General features: G+C 64.1%; 21 protein-coding genes. 16 read left to right on the top strand and 5 right to left on the bottom strand.

The features are described from left to right. Positions 1 to 138 precede the first annotated feature (138 nt). Positions 139 to 831 (top strand): SOS response-associated peptidase, encoded by a 693-nt coding sequence (locus LX81_RS19010; RefSeq protein ID WP_111538873.1) that lies wholly within the window; start codon positions 139 to 141, stop codon positions 829 to 831. Positions 832 to 978: 147 nt separating this feature from the next. Next, complete coding sequence (locus LX81_RS19005) at positions 979 to 1,368, top strand: thermonuclease family protein (RefSeq protein ID WP_170134034.1); 390 nt, start codon at positions 979 to 981, stop codon at positions 1,366 to 1,368. Between the two features lie 5 nt (positions 1,369 to 1,373). On the opposite strand, the gene LX81_RS19000 is transcribed toward LX81_RS19005, so the two are convergent. Further along, a complete protein-coding gene (locus LX81_RS19000; protein ID WP_111538871.1) occupies positions 1,374 to 1,928 on the bottom strand; it encodes a hypothetical protein in 555 nt (184 codons plus the stop codon). Positions 1,929 to 2,026: 98 nt separating this feature from the next. On the opposite strand from LX81_RS19000, the gene LX81_RS18995 reads away from it, so the two are divergent. The 5 genes from LX81_RS18995 to LX81_RS18975 all read left to right on the top strand — a co-directional run bounded on the left by LX81_RS18995 (position 2,027) and on the right by LX81_RS18975 (position 7,164). Continuing rightward, on the top strand, positions 2,027 to 3,535 hold the full coding sequence (locus LX81_RS18995) for an N-6 DNA methylase (protein ID WP_111538870.1): 1,509 nt from the start codon (positions 2,027 to 2,029) through the stop codon (positions 3,533 to 3,535). Then, positions 3,504 to 4,565, top strand: a complete 1,062-nt coding sequence (locus LX81_RS18990; protein WP_211322827.1) for a hypothetical protein — start codon at positions 3,504 to 3,506, stop codon at positions 4,563 to 4,565. The genes LX81_RS18995 and LX81_RS18990 overlap by 32 nt, the downstream gene beginning before the upstream one ends. A 116-nt stretch (positions 4,566 to 4,681) precedes the next feature. Next, positions 4,682 to 6,073 carry an IS1182 family transposase gene (locus tag LX81_RS18985; protein ID WP_111538869.1) on the top strand — a complete coding sequence of 464 codons (1,392 nt, stop codon included), beginning with the start codon at positions 4,682 to 4,684 and terminating at the stop codon, positions 6,071 to 6,073. 415 nt (positions 6,074 to 6,488) lie between these two features. Continuing rightward, on the top strand, positions 6,489 to 6,731 hold the full coding sequence (locus LX81_RS18980) for a FitA-like ribbon-helix-helix domain-containing protein (RefSeq protein ID WP_111538868.1): 243 nt from the start codon (positions 6,489 to 6,491) through the stop codon (positions 6,729 to 6,731). 7 nt (positions 6,732 to 6,738) lie between these two features. Further along, positions 6,739 to 7,164, top strand: coding sequence for a type II toxin-antitoxin system VapC family toxin (locus tag LX81_RS18975; RefSeq protein WP_111538867.1), 426 nt, complete (start codon positions 6,739 to 6,741; stop codon positions 7,162 to 7,164). Between the two features lie 87 nt (positions 7,165 to 7,251). On the opposite strand, the gene LX81_RS18970 is transcribed toward LX81_RS18975, so the two are convergent. Beyond that, positions 7,252 to 7,701, bottom strand: coding sequence for a DUF411 domain-containing protein (locus LX81_RS18970; RefSeq protein WP_111538875.1), 450 nt, complete (start codon positions 7,699 to 7,701; stop codon positions 7,252 to 7,254). A gap of 371 nt (positions 7,702 to 8,072) precedes the next feature. Between LX81_RS18970 and LX81_RS18965 the strand changes: the two genes are divergently transcribed. The 8 genes from LX81_RS18965 (at position 8,073) to LX81_RS18930 (ending at position 13,848) form a co-directional block, all read left to right on the top strand. Further along, a complete protein-coding gene (locus LX81_RS18965; RefSeq protein WP_111538866.1) occupies positions 8,073 to 8,390 on the top strand; it encodes a hypothetical protein in 318 nt (105 codons plus the stop codon). Between the two features lie 63 nt (positions 8,391 to 8,453). Beyond that, complete coding sequence (locus LX81_RS18960) at positions 8,454 to 8,711, top strand: hypothetical protein (protein WP_146259482.1); 258 nt, start codon at positions 8,454 to 8,456, stop codon at positions 8,709 to 8,711. Then, positions 8,711 to 10,171 (top strand): TolC family protein, encoded by a 1,461-nt coding sequence (locus tag LX81_RS18955; RefSeq protein WP_111538864.1) that lies wholly within the window; start codon positions 8,711 to 8,713, stop codon positions 10,169 to 10,171. The genes LX81_RS18960 and LX81_RS18955 overlap by 1 nt, the downstream gene beginning before the upstream one ends. A gap of 11 nt (positions 10,172 to 10,182) precedes the next feature. After that, a complete protein-coding gene (locus LX81_RS18950) occupies positions 10,183 to 11,541 on the top strand; it encodes a multicopper oxidase family protein (protein ID WP_111538863.1) in 1,359 nt (452 codons plus the stop codon). Positions 11,542 to 11,768: 227 nt separating this feature from the next. Beyond that, complete coding sequence (locus LX81_RS18945) at positions 11,769 to 12,305, top strand: cupredoxin domain-containing protein (protein ID WP_111538862.1); 537 nt, start codon at positions 11,769 to 11,771, stop codon at positions 12,303 to 12,305. Positions 12,306 to 12,330: 25 nt separating this feature from the next. Continuing rightward, a complete protein-coding gene (locus tag LX81_RS18940; RefSeq protein WP_111538861.1) occupies positions 12,331 to 12,615 on the top strand; it encodes a copper-binding protein in 285 nt (94 codons plus the stop codon). A 152-nt stretch (positions 12,616 to 12,767) separates the two neighbouring features. Continuing rightward, positions 12,768 to 13,343, top strand: coding sequence for a hypothetical protein (locus LX81_RS18935; protein ID WP_111538860.1), 576 nt, complete (start codon positions 12,768 to 12,770; stop codon positions 13,341 to 13,343). Positions 13,344 to 13,410: 67 nt separating this feature from the next. Then, on the top strand, positions 13,411 to 13,848 hold the full coding sequence (locus LX81_RS18930) for an ion channel (RefSeq protein ID WP_111538859.1): 438 nt from the start codon (positions 13,411 to 13,413) through the stop codon (positions 13,846 to 13,848). Positions 13,849 to 13,858: 10 nt separating this feature from the next. On the opposite strand, the gene LX81_RS18925 is transcribed toward LX81_RS18930, so the two are convergent. Beyond that, a complete protein-coding gene (locus tag LX81_RS18925) occupies positions 13,859 to 15,952 on the bottom strand; it encodes a protein-disulfide reductase DsbD family protein (protein ID WP_234822719.1) in 2,094 nt (697 codons plus the stop codon). Continuing rightward, positions 15,949 to 16,743, bottom strand: coding sequence for a DsbA family protein (locus LX81_RS18920; RefSeq protein ID WP_170134032.1), 795 nt, complete (start codon positions 16,741 to 16,743; stop codon positions 15,949 to 15,951). Before LX81_RS18920 ends, LX81_RS18925 begins: the two co-directional genes overlap by 4 nt. A 416-nt stretch (positions 16,744 to 17,159) precedes the next feature. Between LX81_RS18920 and LX81_RS18915 the strand changes: the two genes are divergently transcribed. Further along, positions 17,160 to 17,561, top strand: a complete 402-nt coding sequence (locus LX81_RS18915) for a c-type cytochrome (RefSeq protein ID WP_234822720.1) — start codon at positions 17,160 to 17,162, stop codon at positions 17,559 to 17,561. Between the two features lie 19 nt (positions 17,562 to 17,580). On the opposite strand, the gene LX81_RS18910 is transcribed toward LX81_RS18915, so the two are convergent. Beyond that, the gene (locus tag LX81_RS18910; RefSeq protein ID WP_111538855.1) at positions 17,581 to 17,781 is read right to left on the bottom strand and encodes a heavy-metal-associated domain-containing protein; all 201 of its coding nucleotides are present in this window, start codon (positions 17,779 to 17,781) and stop codon (positions 17,581 to 17,583) included. Positions 17,782 to 17,918 lie beyond the last annotated feature (137 nt).

Below are 17,918 nucleotides of genomic sequence, written 5' to 3'. Positions count from 1 at the left end.
GCCGGGCGCCCGTCAGGCCGCAGGGAGGGCAGGGGGTCGGGGCTCGGGGAGGGCCGGACCCGGCCCGACTAGAGCGCGGTGCCGCCAGGCGATAGACTGGCGGCAGGGGCCACGAAGGTCCGATGTCGAGGCAGGCGCATGTGCAATCTCTTCGCGAACACGATGCCCCAGGAGGCAATGCGCCGGCTCTTCAAGGTCGACCCCAGCAACGACCGTCTCGGCAACGCCGAGCCGCTTCCCGCGATATTTCCAAAAGGCGGGGCCCCGGCAGTCATTCTCGACGACGATGGGACGCGCACGCTCCAGAACACCCATTGGGGCTTCGTTCTTCCGCAGGTCTCGAAGAAGACCGGCAAGCCGATCCAGCCGAAGGCGGTGAACAACGCCCGGGACGACAAGCTGCGGACGTCGCGGTTCTGGAAGCCAAGCTTCGAGGCGCGCAGATGCCTGATCCCGGCGACGAGCTTCTGCGAAGCGAAGGGCCGCAACCCTGCGACCTATGTCTGGTTCGGTCTCGAGGGCGACGAAGATCGGCCGCCCTTCGCCTTCGCTGGCATCTGGCAAAGGTTCCAAGGCGATTACGGCGGCGAGTACCGCGAGCTCGTGACCTCCTCGATCGTCACCACGACACCGAACGACCTCGTGCGCGATACCCACCCCGACCGGATGCCGGTCATTCTCCGGCCCGAGGATTACGATGGGTGGCTCGTGGACAGCGCAGAGGCGGCGTTCAAGTTGATCGTGCCGTTCCCCGCCTCCGCGATGACGGTCCATCAACAGGGAGAGGGCCTGAAATTGGATCGCGCCTGGTCGGATTCATCGGCGGCGTAGGGCGGTGATCGTCACCGGGCACGCAGCCGCACCTCCGGATGTCGAAATTCCCTCCACGAAAGGGCAGGGGGCAACGTGCTATACACCCTGATCTGCACACTTTGGTCAAACACCGGGAAGCTTGCACGCGGTCGACTGAAGATGTGGTTGAAACGGCCGATCGCACTGGCGTGCCTGTGCCTGATGGTGTCGTGCGGGCCGGAGGGCGAGCGCGTCGATCCAGCGTCGATCCGTGTCATCGACGGCGATACGATCAAGCTTTCGGGCGAGCGCTTGCGGCTCATCGGCTACGACACGCCGGAGGCATCGGAACCGCGATGCATGGGTGAGAAACGCAAGGCCCGGATCGCCACGCGCCGGCTCGAGGACCTCCTGGCATCGGGCGAAGTCGTCCGGCTCGCCCGAACGGGCGAGCGCGACCGCTACGATCGTGGGCTGGCTCGGCTTTTCATCGGAGCCAGCGACGTCGCGGAACTGATGGTGAATGAAGGATTGGCCCGGACCTACAATGGCGGCCGCCGCAGGGCTTGGTGCTGAAGGCTTCAGTCCTTCACGTAGAACATCCGCCTGGCGACGAGCTTCAAGTGATGGATGGTTCGAGTGATCTCGTAGGGATCAACCTTCTTGCGCTTTGCCAATCGTTCGAGCGTCCGCGCATCTGAGACGGTATCGTAAACCGCGATCGACCTGAGCCGGCGGACGAGCGTATTGAAACGCAGCGTGCCATGACCTTCAGCGTCCAACTCGTCACAGAGTTCGACAATGGTTTCGCCGCGCGAGCAAGGGCGATCCGTCGCGGTGACCGTCAGGTCCTGCAACGCGAGTTGATCAATGTCGCGGCGGAGGCCCTCGATCAATTTAGTCCATTCCCGTGTTCTAAATTCCTCGGACCACTTATAATGAAGGTCTCCTAGGTAGAAGTTACCCTTGATCTGCTGTGCGACCGCGGGCGGCAGCATCTCCTTCGAGCCGATGACAGCCAGAAGCCAGTTGTGCATCTGCTCGGGCCCCGGGGCGAGCTGTGCCAGATCAGCGAGGTGGTCAAGCCGGCCAAGGTTCTGGTCTGTCACCAGATCGCCGGTGGTAAAGTGATGCATGGGACCTCTCCCCGGACGCAATTGTTCGTCTTCGATGTAGTCATAGTTCCCAAAATGTTCTACTTCAGCACAGAACCGCTCACTGACACTGTGCCATCATGACCACCTCTCTCGACCCCACGACCTACATCCCCGCTGACGTCAAGGCGAACGGCGCCTACTATACGCCGGACGCAGTGGCGCGCTCTCTAGTGTCCTGGGCAGTGCGGGACGAGACGGATGCGATGCTCGACCCCGCTTGCGGGGACGGCCGGTTCCTAATGGGCCATGTGAATGCCGTAGGCGTTGAGCAGGATCCCCGTTCGGCCGCGGTCGCGAAGACTCGCGCCCCGGGCGCGCTCGTGCACGAGGGGGATTTCTTTCGCTGGGCCGCGCACACCGAAGCGCGTTTCGACTGTGCGGCGGGCAACCCGCCCTTCATCCGCTATCAACTTTTCAAGGGCGAGACCCGCCGCGCGGCGCTCGAACTCTGCGCCCGCCATGGCGCGCAGCTCAGCGGCCTCGCCTCATCCTGGGCACCGTTCCTCGTAGCGGCGGGAAGCCTTGTACGTATGGGCGGGCGCATGGCTTTTGTGGTGCCTGCAGAGATCGGACACGCGCCCTATGCCGCGCCGCTAATCGAATGGCTCTGTGGGCGCTTCGCCCACGTGCAGATCGTTGCGGTCCGCGAGAAACTGTTCCCGGGCCTCTCAGAGGATTGCTGGCTGCTCTATGCCGAAGGGGCGGGGGGGTGCACCGATCACGTCGCGATGACCGTCCTAGAGCGCTTCGCCGCCTCGAACGCACCGCCCAAGACTACGGTAAGGGTGCCCCTGGTGGACTGGCGCGCGACGTGGAACCGCCGCCTTCGTCCGTTTCTCCTCTCAGCCGAGGCCCGCGCGCTATACGCCGGGCTAGCAAAGCGCCCTGGCACGCGTCGCTTGGGTGATCTGGCCTCGGTGGGAATTGGCTACGTCAGCGGGGCGAACGCTTTCTTCCACCTGCGCTCGTCCGAGGCAGCGTACTGGTGCATTCCGCCAGCCCTGCTTCAGCCCGCGATCCGCAACGGCCGCATGCTGCCGGGCGCGGTGCTGAACCGCGCGGGCCTCGACCGCCTCGTGCGAGAGGACGCCCCCATACATCTGCTGCGACTGCACAGGGGGCAGGATGTGCCGCGCGAGGTACGTCGCTACCTCGACAGCCCAGCGGGGCAGGTGGCGCGCACGGCCTACAAGTGCCGGGTGCGCGACCCGTGGTACGCAGTCCCGGACATCAAGGTGCCGCACTACTTCCTCAGCTACATGTCGGGCCGTTCGGTCGGCCTCGTGCGCAACGACGCCCGCGCGACCTGTCCAAACACGCTGCATTGCGTAACACTAAAGGACCGCCGGGATGTAGCCGCGATCGGCGCGGTGCGGCGGACACCGGCTTTCCAACTCTCCTGCGAGATCGAGGGGCACCCCCTAGGGGGCGGCATGCTGAAGCTGGAGCCCCGCGAAGCGGCCCGGGTCGCGATACCGGATAGGGAGGGACTGGCAGCGCTCAACGAGGACCTCGCACAGGAAACCGTCGCCGAACTTCAGCGCTGGCGGCACTATGCTCTCGATCAGCGCTACCCTCGGAACTGAGAAGAACGGCGTGGCTTCAAGCAAATCACTGAAGGCCCAGGCATGGCCGCTTTTCGATCACATCGTGGCCGAGGCAGCGCCGGACGGGAAGCACGGCAACCCCTGGGAGCCCGCCGAGGATGGCAAGCTCCGCTTCGTACCGGACTACGATGTCCTTCGAAAGCTGCTCGGAGTGCCGCTGCAGTTCAAGGCGACGACGCAGTCCGGGATTCCTGCGCTCGCGCTTGATGTTTGGCTCAGCTACGAGCTCCGCCGGGCCGGCTTTGTCTCTGACCAGATCTGGCCAAGGCCTCAGCACCCGCGCATCCTGCCGCTATCGGTGGTGAAACTGCTCGACGCGATCCCGAAGCGGGAACGGCCGAAACTGGAAGCGCGTCTTGCGCGAAAGGGCGCGATCCCCGGTGTCACGTCGGCCAGCGCATCGATCCTGGGGAAGAACTATCTTAAGCAGGTCGACGTCATCATGACGGACTGGGCGACGGGCCCCGAGCTGCTCATCTCGACGAAGCGCATGGACTCATCGTTCGGCAAGAACGCCCCGAACAGGATCGAGGAGTCATACGGGGATGCGAAAAACCTTCGGCTGCGACACCCGATTTCCGCACTTGGGTTCCTGTTCGGCCTTCGCTCCACGATCCTGCATGAGGAGCCGGACACTGCCGCCTGGTTGCTTGACCAGATCGGCAAGCTTGGGCGCGAAGATGACGCCTACCATTCCACCTGCGTCGTCCTGATCGAGTACGGCGATGAGGTCGCAGCGGCCGACGACGGCTCGGAGCCCGAAGACGAGATCGAGGATCCGGGTCCTGATGAAGACGACAACGCGTTACCGGAGACAGACGCAAAGGGTGAAGCGGTGGCGCAGGCGGTCGCAAGCCTTCCGGCCGTAGAGATCCTCACGGACAACGTGCCGGATTATCTCGATCCGGCTGGCTTCCTCGCAAAACTCGTTACCCATGTACTCAGCAACACGCCCGTGAACATGCATGTCGAGGCGAGGCACCGGCGCATTGTGGTCGGAGGAAATTGAGCCTCCCGAACCAGCGTGGTTCTGAAAGAAAGGGCGAATTTCGTTGAAAAAGTAGCTGTTGCGGCGCGGCAAGCCCCCTGATTCACTCGATAATGGGTTGTGGGGAGGATTTGGCGATGATGGGAAGGCAAACGGCACCGGCGAAGCTGTTTTACGACTTCGATCTGGAGAGCCACATTCCGGCCGATCACCTGCTGCGGAAGGTCGACCGGTTTCTCGATCTGGGCGACATCCGTGCTCGGCTCCGGCCCTTCTACAGCCATCTCGGGCGCCCCTCGATCGATCCCGAGCTGGTCGTGCGGATGCTGCTGATCGGATATCTGACCGGCATCCGATCGGAGCGACGGCTCTGCGAGGAAGTGCACGTCAACCTGGCGCATCGGTGGTTCTGCCGGCTCGGGCTCGATGGCCGGGTGCCGGACCATTCCACCTTCTCCAAGTACCGTCATGGCAAGTTCCGCGACAGCGACCTGCTCCGGCTGGTTTTCGAAGGCGTCGTCGCACGATGCATCGAGGAAGGGCTGGTCGGCGGCGCGGGGTTCGCGGTCGACGCCAGTCTTATCCTGGCCGATGTCGCCAAGATGAATTCAAGCGCACAGGCCGAATGGGACATTGACGCCATCGATACGCAGAAGGCCCCGCGCGCAGTCCGCGAATATCTCGAGACGCTGGATGACGCCGCCTTCGGCGCCGCGACCCCGGTCCTGCCGAAGTTCGTCTCCCACGCCGATCCGGCCAGCCAGTGGACGGCAGCGCAAAAGAGGCCGGCCGTGTTCACGTATTCGGACAATTACCTCATCGACACCGACAATGCCGTCATCCTGGACGTCGAGGCGACCCGCTCGATCCGGCAGGCCGAGGTCGGGGCGGCCCGGACCATGGTGGATCGCGTCGAGCAACGCTTCGGTCTGAAACCGACATGGCTGACGGCAGATACCGCCTACGGCTCGGCCGAGACCCTCGATTGGGTGGTCCGGGCAAAGAAGATCGTCCCCTTCATCCCCGTCTTCGACAAGTCCACGCGGACCGATGGCACCTGGTCGCGCTCGGACTTCATCTGGGAACCAGAGAACGATCGTTACCTCTGCCCCGAGGGCCATGAGCTTCTCCAGTACCGGCGCAACTATTCGGATCCGAGCAGGGGGCAGCCCAAGGAAGGGCGGAAGAAGTACCGGGCGCAGAAGTCCGTCTGCCAGGCTTGTCCCTCGAAGCTCCGCTGCTGCCCGAATGCCGACGCGAGGTTCGTCACCCGAGAGGAGCATGAGGATGTCCGCGACCTCGCCCGGGAATGCGTCGCCTCAGAGGTCTATAAGAAGATCGCCGGTCCCCGGCGCAGGAAGGTCGAGATGCTCTTCGCCCATCTCAAACGGATCCTGGGGCTCGGCCGTCTTCGTCTGCGCGGCCCCTGCGGCGCAAAAGACGAGTTCACCCTGGCCGCCATCGCGCAGAACCTTCGGAAGCTCGCAAAGCTCAGGCCCCAGATGACCATGATGGAGGTCACGGTGTGATCTGAGCAGGCCGGAGGGCCAAGCCGCCGGGCCAACGCCCGAGACTAAAGCCGCGACCTGCCCTCGCTCGGCCGGTACAGCGTCGATCTCAGGCGACTTCTTCAACGAAATTGGCTCCTTCCAGCCGTTCGCCGCGCAATCCACGAACGACCGCTTCGGTGCTGCGGGCGCTCACTGAACCGCCTATGTCGAGCCGCTGAACTTATATGTGACAAACGACGCCACCCGAAGCCAGCCAACAAAGGGGGGTGTCGGAAAGTCCCTGCCGCAAAGTCCGAAGGCTATTTCTCTGGCATCAATTTCTGTTGGTTCTATGGCCTGCCAACAACCGTTCGTTTGTTGGCACTCGGCTATATGAAATCATTGATTGCGATGCAATCACTGTGCATGTACCAAAGGGTGGGAGGGAACGATCATGGCCAGCCTTACCATTCGAAACCTCGACGACGCCGTGAAGCAGGGCCTGCGGGTGCGCGCCGCCGAGCATGGACGCTCTATGGAAGAAGAGGCTCGAGACATCCTGCGGCGCGCTGTCAAAACGCGGGCGCCCACAGGGAATCTCGGCTTGGCTATCCACCGGCGCTTTGCTTCACAGGGCGGGGTTGATCTTGACCTCCCGGACCGGTCTCCGGTTCGCGAGACGCCGACATTCGACTGAGCGCGAAATGATCCTGCTCGACACGAACGTGGTGTCGGAAGTGATGCGTCCGACGCCAGCTCAGGTCGTGCTCGACTGGTTTGCTGGCCAAGCCTCGGCTGATCTATTTCTTCCGGTGATCGTAGAGGCGGAACTTCGCTTCGGCATCCTTCTGATGCCTGACGGAAAGCGGCGCGACGGCCTCGCTGCCGCTTTGGAGGATATGATCGAAGAGGAATTCACCGATCGCATCCTGCCATTCGACAGCCGGGCAGCTCAGACCTATGCCGTGATCGCGGCCCAGCGGCGTCGATCAGGCAAGGCGGTCAGGGAAGCCGACTGCCAGATCGCGGCCATTGCCGCTTCACGAGGCGCGGCCCTGGCGACGCGGAACGTAAAGGACTTTCTGGACGCCGGGATCGAGATCCTAAACCCGTGGGAGCATGCCCCATAGGTCAAACGTATGGTCGACTCTCAGATCCGAGATCGCTCGAACTCAGTCGATCCGCACTATCCGGCAGCAATACCGATTACCTCGACATCATCGGGCCGGATATGAGGCGAAAACCTCGGTCCCTCCGTCGGCACCGATCAGGATCACGTCATAGGCGTCACGGCTGGTTTCCGGTCCCATGCCCGGCGATCCCATTGGCATTCCCGGAACGGCCAGCCCGATGGCGTCCGGGCGCTTGGCCAACAACCGATCTATATCTGCTGCGGGGACATGGCCTTCGATCGTGTAGCCCTCGATCGTCGCCGTATGGCATCCGGCCATACGATCCGGAACGCCGCGGGACGCCTTCAGATCGTCGAGCGCGTCGTATGATGTGTTCTCGATGGTCACGGCATAGCCGGCAGATTGCATGATCTCCGACCAGGCGGTGCAACACCCGCAGCTCGGATCCTTGGCCACCGTCATCGCCGTTTGGGCAGCACCGGCGGACGCGATCCCGGACAACGCGATCGACGCGGCAAGCTGTCTGAACCTCATGGCGTCTCGCTCCTTCATCACATCGTTTCGACGAGGAGATGGAGCCTTCCAGCAGGGGAAGGTTAAGTCTCGACGGCGTGAGGCGTCCAGACGCCGCACACGCTAGATTTTATTGATCTCTGCTTACGCCCGCTGACGTGTTCGCCACTATTCGTCCCGAACAGCCACGACTGATGGGTGCAGCGGCAAAAAATTAACGGATTCAGAACGTCGTGAGGCGTTTTGCGAAGGAAGGGATACCGTTCCACCAACGTGGCGTTTCCATGCCGACCTCTCCCCACCGTGTCTTGACACAGCGTTCCGACCGTCTCCATATGCGCCCCATGGAATGGTCGCGGCTCATTTCCGGCTTTGCGAAACTATGGTCTGCCATGGTTCTCTCGCTGATGCTCGCGGCCACACCATCCATGGCAGCGCATATGAATCTGTCCATCGAAGGTGCGTCTGATCTGACGTCGGTCGCCCAGCAACAGGACGACCATGCGTCGGGTCACGCCCATTCTGTCGATCCCGAACAAACGACCAGCGATTGTCAGGATGTGTGCTGCTCGGGGACGTGCCTGTCGATGACCTTGAGCGATGATCCCTCAAACCCCTTGTACGTTCCGCCGATGGTTCATGATGCGACGCACGTCGTCGAACATCTTCCGACATATTCGGACGGATTGCTTCGCCCGCCGCGAGCCTGAGTTGATCTGACAGTGCGCCTTGTGTGGCGGGGACGATTGCATATCGTCTCCACCGCCTGAGGCATGATCCAGACTTCTCAGGTTTTCCAAATGAAAAGCTATCTTCTTGCCGGGGCCATGCCCTTGCTGGCAGGCGCGTGCACTGCGAGCCCGACGCCGCTTCCCGATATCGCGGCGCTACAGGCGCCTGCCACTCAAGCCGTTCCCGGTCGCACCACGGCCTATCGAGATCCGATCGGCGATTTCACCGCGCGACCGGTCGTCGAACCGGCGCCGTGGCGCAGTCTGAACGATTCCCAATCGACCGGGGAGGGCAATTGATGCTGCGATCCGGAGTGAAATTGGCCATCTTCGCCCCCCTGCTTCTCGGTGCCTGCGCCACGGCCCTGCCGCCCGGCATTACCGACAGCAGAGCAGGGTTCGCGACGGTGGATGCACGGACCCGTACCGCCACCGGCCAGCAGGCGACCCTGACCCAGACCCGGGAACAGGCGGCCGCGGTCAATCGGCGTGTTCATGGCCTCGTCCATCAAAAGACCATCTCTGCCGACACGGCCGTTCAGGTTGCGCTCCTGAACAACAAGGGCCTCCAGGCTTCCTATGCTTCGATCGGCCTCTCCGCGGCCGAGGTCTGGCAGGAAGCGACACCGGAAAACCCGGTCGTGTCCGTCGGGGTTCTGGGGATCGGCGCCCCCGAACTAGGGCTTTACCGCTCCCTTGAAGCCCTGATCGGAACGAACCTGCTATCGGCCCGGACGCGCAAGCAGCGCGTTGCCGTCGCCTCGGCGGCCTTCCAGGAAGCGCAGCTCGAAGCGGTAGTCGATACCCTGACCCTGGCCAACAGCACCCGTCAGGCATGGATCGAAGCCGTCGGCGCGTTCGAAACGGTCCAGTACCTGCAGCGCGCCAGCGTGGCTGCAGATGCATCCTCCGAGCTCGCTGCCCGCCTCGGCGAAACCGGCTCGCTCAACAAGGCGGGACAAGCCCGCGAGCAGGCTTTCACGGCGGAATTGGCCGGCCAACTGGCGCGGGCCCGCCTCAACGCCGCCCTGGCGAAAGAAGACCTGACGCGGCTCATGGGCCTTTGGGGCACGGAGGTGGATTATTACGTCCCCGACGCGCTTCCGGCCCTTCCTGGCCGACTGTCGGTTCCGCAATCGGTCGAACGTGCGGCCCTCGCCAATCGTGTCGACCTCGAGGTCGCACAACTTGGGCTGGCAGCCACGGCGCGCGCCTTCGGGCTCACCGATGCGACGCGGATCCTGACCGATCTCGAGCTGGTCGCAGGCGTCGAGGCCGAACGCGAGGTCGAGGAGGGCGATACCGAGACGGTGACGACTCCCCAGGTCGAACTTGCCTTCGCGATCCCGATCTACGACAGCGGCCGGGCGCGGTTGCGGCGTGCGGAACTTGCCTACCTCCAGGCCGCGAATGTCCTGGCCGAACGGGCGGTCAACGTCCGTTCCGAGGCGCGTGCCGCGGAGACCGACTACCGCTCCAGCCACCGCATCGCCCGGCATTACCGCGACGTCGTCGTGCCGCTGCGCGAGACGATCGAGGAAGAGGCCCTGCTGAGTTACAGCGGCATGATCACCAACACGTTCGAACTCCTCATCGACACACGCGAGAAGCTCGCGAGCGAGCTCGAGGCCGCGGAGGCGAAGAGGGACTTCTGGATCGCCTCGGCGAACCTGACCGCGGCAATCTACGGCGGTGGGGCGGATGCGGATGGCGAGGATGTGGACATCGAGCTCGCCGGCGGCGGCGAAGCGGAAGAATGAGGAGAGAAGCGATGATGAACAGACGTCAACTTCTGGGGGCGAGCGCGGGCGCGGCTGCCCTGATTTCCACGAAAGCCGCGGGCCAGACCAGCAACATGGGCCTGCCCGAGGCGGCGATGATGGACACGGCCGCGACGCAGGCGCCCGTCCGGCCCACCACCGGTCCCGACTACAATCCGGTCGTCACGTTGAACGGCTGGACGCTTCCCTTCCGGATGAACAACGGCGTGAAGGAGTTCCACCTCGTGGCCGAACCGGTGGAGCGCGAGATGGCCGAAGGCATGACGGCCTATCTCTGGGGCTATAACGGCCAGTCCACGGGACCGACGATCGAGGCTGTCGAAGGCGATCGAGTCCGGATCTTCGTCACCAACAAGCTGCCCGAGCATACCTCGGTTCACTGGCACGGGATGATCCTGCCCTCGGGAATGGACGGCGTCAGCGGCCTCAGCCATCCCGGCATCCCGCCGGGCAAGACCTACGTCTACGAGTTCGACCTGATCAAGTCGGGCACGTTCATGTACCACCCGCATGCCGACGAGATGGTCCAGATGGCCATGGGCATGATGGGCATGTTCGTCGTCCACCCCAAGGATCCGACCTTCCGTCCGGTCGACCGCGATTTCCTGATCATGCTGAACGCCTTCGACATCGATCCCGGTACCTACGTGCCGCGGATCATGGAGATGACGGATTTCAACCTCTGGACCTGGAACAGTCGGATCTTCCCCGACATCGATCCGCTGGTGGTCAACCAGGGCGACAAGGTCCGGGTGCGCGTCGGCAACCTGACCATGACGAACCATCCGATCCACATGCATGGCTACGACTTCAAGGTCAGCTGCACCGATGGCGGCTGGGTGCCCGAGGCCGCGCAATGGCCCGAGGTCTCGATCGACATCCCCGTGGGCGCCATGCGGGCCTACGATTTCGTGGCGGATCATGTCGGCGACTGGGCCATCCATTGCCACAAGTCGCACCACACGATGAATGCCATGGGCCACGACGTGCCGACCTTCATCGGCGTCGACAAGCGGCAGGCGACCGCAAAGATCCGGCAGGTCCAGCCCGAGTACATGCCCATGGGGACGGCGGGCATGGCCGACATGGCGGAGATGGCCATGCCGCTTCCCGACAACACGATCCCGATGATGGCGGGGTGGGGTCCGCACGGGCCGCTGGAGATGGGCGGCATGTTCTCGGTGGTGAAGGTCCGCCCGGGGATCGCAGCCGACGACTATTCCGATCCCGGCTGGTACGAGAACCCGCCGGGCACGCAGGCCTGGGAATGGACCGGAGAGCTGCCGGAACTGACCCGGCGGGACGATGCCCGCACGCTGCTCACCGACCGGCCGAAGTCGGCGGGGTGAGACGTGGGCATAGGCCCGATCCCGAGATACGTCGCGGCGTTCGCCGCGGCGGATGCCGTCCCCCTGCGCCGATCAGTTCAACGGCGGCGCAGCAGGGCAGCTGCCGCGAGCGTTCTCGAAGCCGACCGGCTTCGCGATCGCCCGCTCTGTTCCGGCACTCGATTGGCCGGACTCCACGGTCGACCGACCGGTCGGCCCTCAACCCCCAGAAACTTCGAGGAATCAGAATGAGCAGATACTTGATGACCACAGCAATGATCCTGTCGATGACGGCGCCAGCCTTTGCCGCCGGCTCGCATTCGGGCGGTCACGGCGACGAGATGGCCGTCGGCCAGCCCGGCGATGCCGGTCAGGTGGACCGGGTCGTGGAGGTTTCGATGCGAGAGACCGACGACGGCCGAATGGTGTTCGAGCCGGCCGAGCTGACCTTCGAGGAAGGCGAAACCATCAAGCTGGACATCACCAATTCCGGTGAGCTGGAGCACGAGTTCGTCCTCGATACCAACGAGGAGATCATGGAGCACAAGGCGCTGATGGAAGAATTCCCGGGGATGGAGCACGACGATCCGAACGCGATCCGGCTCCAGCCGGGGGAAAGCGGCGAGATCGTCTGGACCTTCGCGAATGCGGGGACCTTCGAATACGCCTGCCTGATCCCCGGCCACTACCAGGCCGGTATGCACGGCCCTGTCGCCGTCGAAGCGGGAATGGCCGACGAGGTCATCGTTGAATCCGAGACGCCCAATTCCACCGTTGAAAACTAGACCTGACTAGAAAGAGGAAACCGTAATGAAACTTCTGAAACTCGCGTCCACCACTACCATAGCCCTTGGCCTTGGCCTCACGATGGCCTCCGCCGCCACGTTCACCAAGGGCACCGTCAAGGAGGTCGATGCAGAGGCCGGCAAGGTCACCATCATCCACGAAGAACTCGTCGATCTTGGCATGCCAGCCATGACCATGGTGTTCAGCGTCGCCGACGAGGCCATGATGGACGACCTGAGCGAAGGCAAGGACATCGAGTTCGTCGCCGACCGGGTCGAAGGCAAGCTCACCGTCGTCGACCTAAAATAAAGCCAGGAATACGGAAGGCCGGCTGGCACCGACCTTCCGTACACGAAGCCATTGTCATCCGGAATGCCTTACCAGGCAAGTCAGGCGCATTCCGTAAGACGCAACAAACGGGAGGGCAGTCGCCCTCCCTCAACTCCGCAAGGACCAAATATATGAAACGTCTCATCGCAGCTACCCTCGTCACCCTGACCTTCGGGACAGGTGCTCACGCCTCGCATGGAAGCGAGCAGTTGGCCTCCAGCCTTGGCGTCGAACCCGGCGCTTATTCGCTTCCACAACTTGTTCGATTGCAGAGTCTTCGTTCCCAGGACGGGGAACAGTTTCAGATCCGGGAGATTCTCGATCACCCTGAGGGCGCAGGTGGCGATCTGGTCACCCACCATCGTACCGCACCCGATCCGAATCTGGCGGGCTGGCAAAATCTTGCCCTTTCCGCGGGTGTCGAACCCGGCCGGCTGTCGCCGCAGGACTTGGTCGCGCTCAAATCTGCCCTGGAGCAGAATGATCGAACGCGCGTCGACTTCATCCTGGCGTCAAAATCGTCTGATGATCGTTCGAACCGGTCGCAGGTATCTTCAGGTGCCGCTCAGCTGGCCCGAAGCGTCGGGGTCGAGCCGGGGCTCTACTCGATAGCGCAGCTGGTCAGGCTGAAGGCGTACATCGAAGACGATGAGCCGAAGAGCGGATTGCGCATCAGGCAGATTCTGAAGAACCCCGAACTGGGCTGAGCCTTCGATAATGTGGACAAGGTGAAGCGGGACACCGCTTCACCTTGCGGACATTTCAGCGAGAACCATGCTGACGGCCGTACTCATCACTGTTCTGACCTTCGGTCTCGTCGGGCTGTTGCACTTTGCCGTGATGGCCTTTGCCATGCGTTGGCTAACCGCCTCTGCCTTGCCACACCCGGCAAAGCTGGTGCTGGCTCTCTACGCCGCCGGCGCCGCGCATGTGTCCGAGGCCGGTCTCTACGCCATTGCCTTTGCCTCCGGAGAAACGCTGGGTCTGGGAAGCTTCCAGAAGGAGGCGGCGATGTCGGCCATGGAGTATTTCTACTTCTCCTTGGTCAACTACACGTCTCTCGGGTTGGGGGCGATCTATCCCGACGGTCACCTGCGCTTCATCTCCGGCGTCGAGGCGCTGAACGGCTTTCTGCTGATCAGTTGCTCCGCGTCCTTCATCTATACGATTCATACGCGGATCTTGCGATCCGAAGACACGCCCCCGGAGTGACGAAACGCCGTCACCGATCGACCTGTACCCGGCTTGCCGCCGTCGAGAGGGCCTCGAGTACCGTTTCGGTGGTGAGGATTTCCGGCAAGAGCAGACCCTCCGCCGCCCCGGGTCCGTAGACGACGTTGAACGGGATGCCGAATCGGCCGTGGGCGGCCAGATAACGCGAGATGGCGGGATTGGACCGTGTCCAGTCCGCCTGCATGGGCACGACATCGGGCGCGGTCAGCGCCTCCGCCACCTCACCTCGATCGAGGACAAGCGCCTTGTTCGCCTTGCAGGTCAGGCACCAATCGGCCGTCACGTCGACGAAGACGACCTGACCTTCGGAAACGAGCCTCGGGATCCGGGAACGGTCGAAATCTCGCCAGAGGGTTTCGGTCCTGGCGGCGGGTACCGGCTCCGAGATCGTCAGGGCGGGCACCGTCAGCATACCGGCACCGGCAATTCCCAATCCCGCGATCGCGACCGAACGGGTCAGACGGTGCGATTGCCAGAGGCACAGAACCGTCATCGCCGCGAAGGCGGTGACGAGACCGGCGGTGGGATGACCGGCAACGCCGGAGAGAACCCAGATCAGCCAGGCGACGGTGAACAAGAGCGAAAGCCCCAGGGCGACCTTTACGACCATCGTCCACGGCCCGGGCTTCGGAAGCGCGCGGAGAAGCGACGGTCGCATGGCAAGACCCAGATAGGGCAGAGCAAGGCCCAGCCCAAGGGCGGCGAAGACCATGACGATGTCGATCCCGCGTCCGGCCAGGGCGAAGGCGATGGCCGTGCCCAGGAAAGGCGCGGAGCAGGGGGTGGCGAGGATGGCCGTGAAGGCGCCGGTCGCGAAATCGCCCCCGTAGCCGGGCCGCGTCTCCCGGCGGGCGAGGGCCGTCATCCAGGAAGCGGGAAGCGTGATCTCGAACAGGCCGAGGAGATTGGCCGAGAAAAGCGTCAAAAGACCGATCATCGCGGCGAGGAAGACCGGGTTCTGGAACTGCAGACCCCACCCCACCGACAGGCCCGCCGCCCTGGCCAGGATGGTTCCCGCGGCGAGGACCGCCATGAAGGCCATCACGCCGAGCGCGGAGACCAGGAACCCGATCCTCGCCCGCCGGGGCGCGCCGTCGTGTATCTTCAGGGCGGTGGCGATCTTGATGGACAGGACCGGCAGGACGCAGGGCATGACGTTGAGGATCAGCCCGCCCAGGAACGCGATCAGCGCGATGCGGAACAGGTCGTTCGATCCCAGCACGACCCGGTCGAGGGCGAACGGAGGAGGAATGGCCTCGTCGATCCGCGGTGGTCGCACCGTTCCCGCGCGGTCTCCGTCGGTGATCGTCACCCTCAGATCGGTCGTCCCGCTGGCCGCAGAGAGAACCGGGAACCGCGCCCAGAGAAGCCGGCCGCTCTCTCCCAGCCGGATGTCCGGCGCCCCAAAAGCCGCGCCGTCCAGTTCGGGGAAGGCGTCGGGGTTTCGGAAGGCACGTTCGCTGCGGGCGGTCACGGTCAGCGTGGCCTCCTCCGAGTCGAGATGCGCGCTCCCCGGCGTGAGGCCTGCGGCCTCGGCATCGGGCACCCGCGCTACGGCGGCCGCGATGAGATCGGCCGCCTCCCCGTCGATGCCCGCGCCTTCGGGCATATCGAGAGCGAGGTCCAGCGTTTGCGGAACGCAGAGATCGGAGCAGATCAGGAGATCGACCGAGGCGCGCAAGGCGGCCGGCGCGCCGGGCGTTTCCAGCGTGATCTGCAGGGGGAACGTGACGCGCTCGGCATATCCGAAATTCTCGATCCCGAAGGCGCGGAATCGCGTCGGGGCCGGCCAGAGGACATCGACGGAGGCGACGTTCGTCGATCCGTCCCAGGAGATCGCGGGAGGAAGACCCACCTCTCCGGGTGAGCGCCAATAGGTCTTCCAGCCATCCCCGAGGGTCACGTCGAGACCGGCCGAGAGCGTCGTCGCATCGGGCGCGACACCGTCCTCCGCCGTCACGAGGACGGCGTTCACCGCCTCGCCGCCAACGCGGTCGGACACGGAGGCGGCGAGAGGTGCGCCTGAGAGGATCACGGCAATCAGTGCCGCGACGTACAGCCTGAAGCCGTGTCGCACGCTCACGAAAGACATCCCGGGATCGTCCCGTCCGCGCGTTCGCGTTCGATCAATCTGCGCATGGTCGCGCTACCGATCTCGCCCTGCACGACGGTCCGTCCGACGACGAGCGCCGGCGTTCCGACGAAGCCGAAGATCCGGCTCAAGGCCCGGCTGCGCCGGATCTCGTCGGCGACCGCCGCGCTGTCCATGTCCGCGATGAACTCGGCCTCGTCGACGCCGATCTCGCGTGCCAGGAGGCCAAGATAGGTTCGATCGGTCTGGAAGGGCGCCCGCATGAGACGCCTGTGGAAAGCGAGATAGGCGTCTTGCCGCTTGGCCGCGAGCGCCCCCCGGGCCGCGGTGACGGAGGCATCGCCGAGCAGGGGCAGTTCGTGCCAGGCCACCGCGATCCCACCATTCTTGGCGATCTCCGCAAGCTTTTCGGTCTGAACCCGGCAATAGGGACAATTGTAGTCCGAGAACGAGGCGACCGGCACCATGTCGGATGGGCCCTGCTCCGGATAGAGCGCGGCGCAGACATTCGACCGGACGGAGGCGAGCACCCCCTCGAACTCCGGGTCCGCCTCTCCGGGGGCCTCGAGCCCGACGAAGAGGCTGAAACTTCCACCCGGCGAACCGGCGGTGGACTGGCTTCCCCCGGCCATTCGCCGGAAACCCGGCAGCCCGGGATAAGGCTCGAACTCGAGATCGCTCCCGAAGAGATCGCCCAACGGATCGCGGGCGAGGTAGAGCGCTCCGGCGCCGGCCGCGAGGCCGACCCAGAACGTCCGTCTGGAGAAACGTGATCCCGCCATCATGCGTGGTCCTCGGTCTGAAGCATCGGGCTGCGACCTTCCTCCGGGGGAAGGTCAAGACGTCTTGCCCGTATCGAAAGGCAAGAGTGATCACATCACGGTCATGCGCGGCCCGATCACCGCAGGCCACGCATGACGCTCTCGTGACCACGCGGCCTTTGACCTTCCAGCCCGGGAATGCCGTTCGGGAGGTGAAAATTTTGGATTTAACAAGAGACACGGATGCACAGACGCTTGGCACGCCCTATCGACGATCCGGCCCGATGCGCGACGATGGACGTCCTTCGGCATCGGTCCCCCGGTCGGCGGCCGGGTATTGTCGATCTTCGAAGCACCCCGGCGCGGGGCATGCACCGATGATACGGATCGGATTGGGGGCGATCGGGGTAATCGCTCTGACAAGTCTCGGTCTCTGGATGGGCTCCAGCGCCGGCGGCGAGGCCATCCGTCAGCCCGAAGCCGTCGACATCGCGGCCGGGAAGCGGCTCTACGCGGAGAACTGCGCATCCTGTCACGGCGCCGACCTCGGCGGACAGCCGAACTGGCGAACGCCCGGCCCGGACGGGCGGCTTCCGGCGCCGCCCCATGACGAGACCGGCCATACCTGGCATCACGGCGATGCGATGCTCTTCGACTATACCAAGCTCGGCGGGCGGGCGGCGCTCGCCGAGAGCGGCGTCGAGGGGTTCGAGAGCGGAATGCCAGCCTTCGGCGAGACCCTGTCGGATCAGGACATCTGGAACATCCTCGCCTACATCAAGTCCACCTGGCCGGACCGGATCCGCAATGTCCAGGCCGAGCGAAGCGCGATGCCGTAGCGCGAGGTCTACAAATGCCTCAGGCGGCGAGCGTCGCGTTGTAGCCTTCCGCCTTGACGACCGCGAGAAGGTCCTGGTCGCTGGCGGTGCTCTCCACCTCGACGGTGCGCCCCGGCAGATCGACCGTCACGACCGCGTCGGGATCGACCGAGGCGATGGCTTTCGTGACCGCGGATTTGCAATGCCCGCAGGTCATGTTCGAGACGTCGAGACGTGTCATGGGATGATCCTTTCGCTGCCTCATCCCAGATGGGGACTTCCAGCGCGGGAAGGTCAAGCCGCGCCGCCGACAACAAGAAATCTCTCGCCGGCACCTTGACCTTCCAGCGGCTGGAACCCCGATATTGCGTCGTGTCG

This window comes from Palleronia aestuarii, assembly GCF_003253995.1.
In the GTDB taxonomy this organism is placed as follows: domain Bacteria; phylum Pseudomonadota; class Alphaproteobacteria; order Rhodobacterales; family Rhodobacteraceae; genus Palleronia; species Palleronia aestuarii.
Note: the sequence above shows the minus strand (reverse complement) of the source record. Positions and strands in the feature narration are given on the sequence as shown.

What these genes read in the sequence shown, in the direction of transcription:
- LX81_RS18985 (WP_111538869.1), top strand. Translation starts at nt 4,682, where the DNA reads ATGATGGGAAGGCAAACGGCACCGGCGAAGCTGTTTTACGACTTCGAT.
- LX81_RS18960 (WP_146259482.1), top strand. Translation starts at nt 8,454, where the DNA reads ATGATCCAGACTTCTCAGGTTTTCCAAATGAAAAGCTATCTTCTTGCC.
- LX81_RS18995 (WP_111538870.1), top strand. Translation starts at nt 2,027, where the DNA reads ATGACCACCTCTCTCGACCCCACGACCTACATCCCCGCTGACGTCAAG.
- LX81_RS18955 (WP_111538864.1), top strand. Translation starts at nt 8,711, where the DNA reads ATGCTGCGATCCGGAGTGAAATTGGCCATCTTCGCCCCCCTGCTTCTC.
- LX81_RS19000 (WP_111538871.1), bottom strand. Translation starts at nt 1,928, where the DNA reads ATGCATCACTTTACCACCGGCGATCTGGTGACAGACCAGAACCTTGGC.
- LX81_RS18975 (WP_111538867.1), top strand. Translation starts at nt 6,739, where the DNA reads ATGATCCTGCTCGACACGAACGTGGTGTCGGAAGTGATGCGTCCGACG.
- LX81_RS19010 (WP_111538873.1), top strand. Translation starts at nt 139, where the DNA reads ATGTGCAATCTCTTCGCGAACACGATGCCCCAGGAGGCAATGCGCCGG.
- LX81_RS18970 (WP_111538875.1), bottom strand. Translation starts at nt 7,701, where the DNA reads ATGAGGTTCAGACAGCTTGCCGCGTCGATCGCGTTGTCCGGGATCGCG.
- LX81_RS18910 (WP_111538855.1), bottom strand. Translation starts at nt 17,781, where the DNA reads ATGACACGTCTCGACGTCTCGAACATGACCTGCGGGCATTGCAAATCC.
- LX81_RS18965 (WP_111538866.1), top strand. Translation starts at nt 8,073, where the DNA reads ATGGTTCTCTCGCTGATGCTCGCGGCCACACCATCCATGGCAGCGCAT.
- LX81_RS18920 (WP_170134032.1), bottom strand. Translation starts at nt 16,743, where the DNA reads ATGGCGGGATCACGTTTCTCCAGACGGACGTTCTGGGTCGGCCTCGCG.
- LX81_RS18930 (WP_111538859.1), top strand. Translation starts at nt 13,411, where the DNA reads ATGCTGACGGCCGTACTCATCACTGTTCTGACCTTCGGTCTCGTCGGG.
- LX81_RS18990 (WP_211322827.1), top strand. Translation starts at nt 3,504, where the DNA reads ATGCTCTCGATCAGCGCTACCCTCGGAACTGAGAAGAACGGCGTGGCT.
- LX81_RS18980 (WP_111538868.1), top strand. Translation starts at nt 6,489, where the DNA reads ATGGCCAGCCTTACCATTCGAAACCTCGACGACGCCGTGAAGCAGGGC.
- LX81_RS18945 (WP_111538862.1), top strand. Translation starts at nt 11,769, where the DNA reads ATGAGCAGATACTTGATGACCACAGCAATGATCCTGTCGATGACGGCG.
- LX81_RS18935 (WP_111538860.1), top strand. Translation starts at nt 12,768, where the DNA reads ATGAAACGTCTCATCGCAGCTACCCTCGTCACCCTGACCTTCGGGACA.
- LX81_RS18950 (WP_111538863.1), top strand. Translation starts at nt 10,183, where the DNA reads ATGATGAACAGACGTCAACTTCTGGGGGCGAGCGCGGGCGCGGCTGCC.
- LX81_RS18915 (WP_234822720.1), top strand. Translation starts at nt 17,160, where the DNA reads ATGGGCTCCAGCGCCGGCGGCGAGGCCATCCGTCAGCCCGAAGCCGTC.
- LX81_RS18940 (WP_111538861.1), top strand. Translation starts at nt 12,331, where the DNA reads ATGAAACTTCTGAAACTCGCGTCCACCACTACCATAGCCCTTGGCCTT.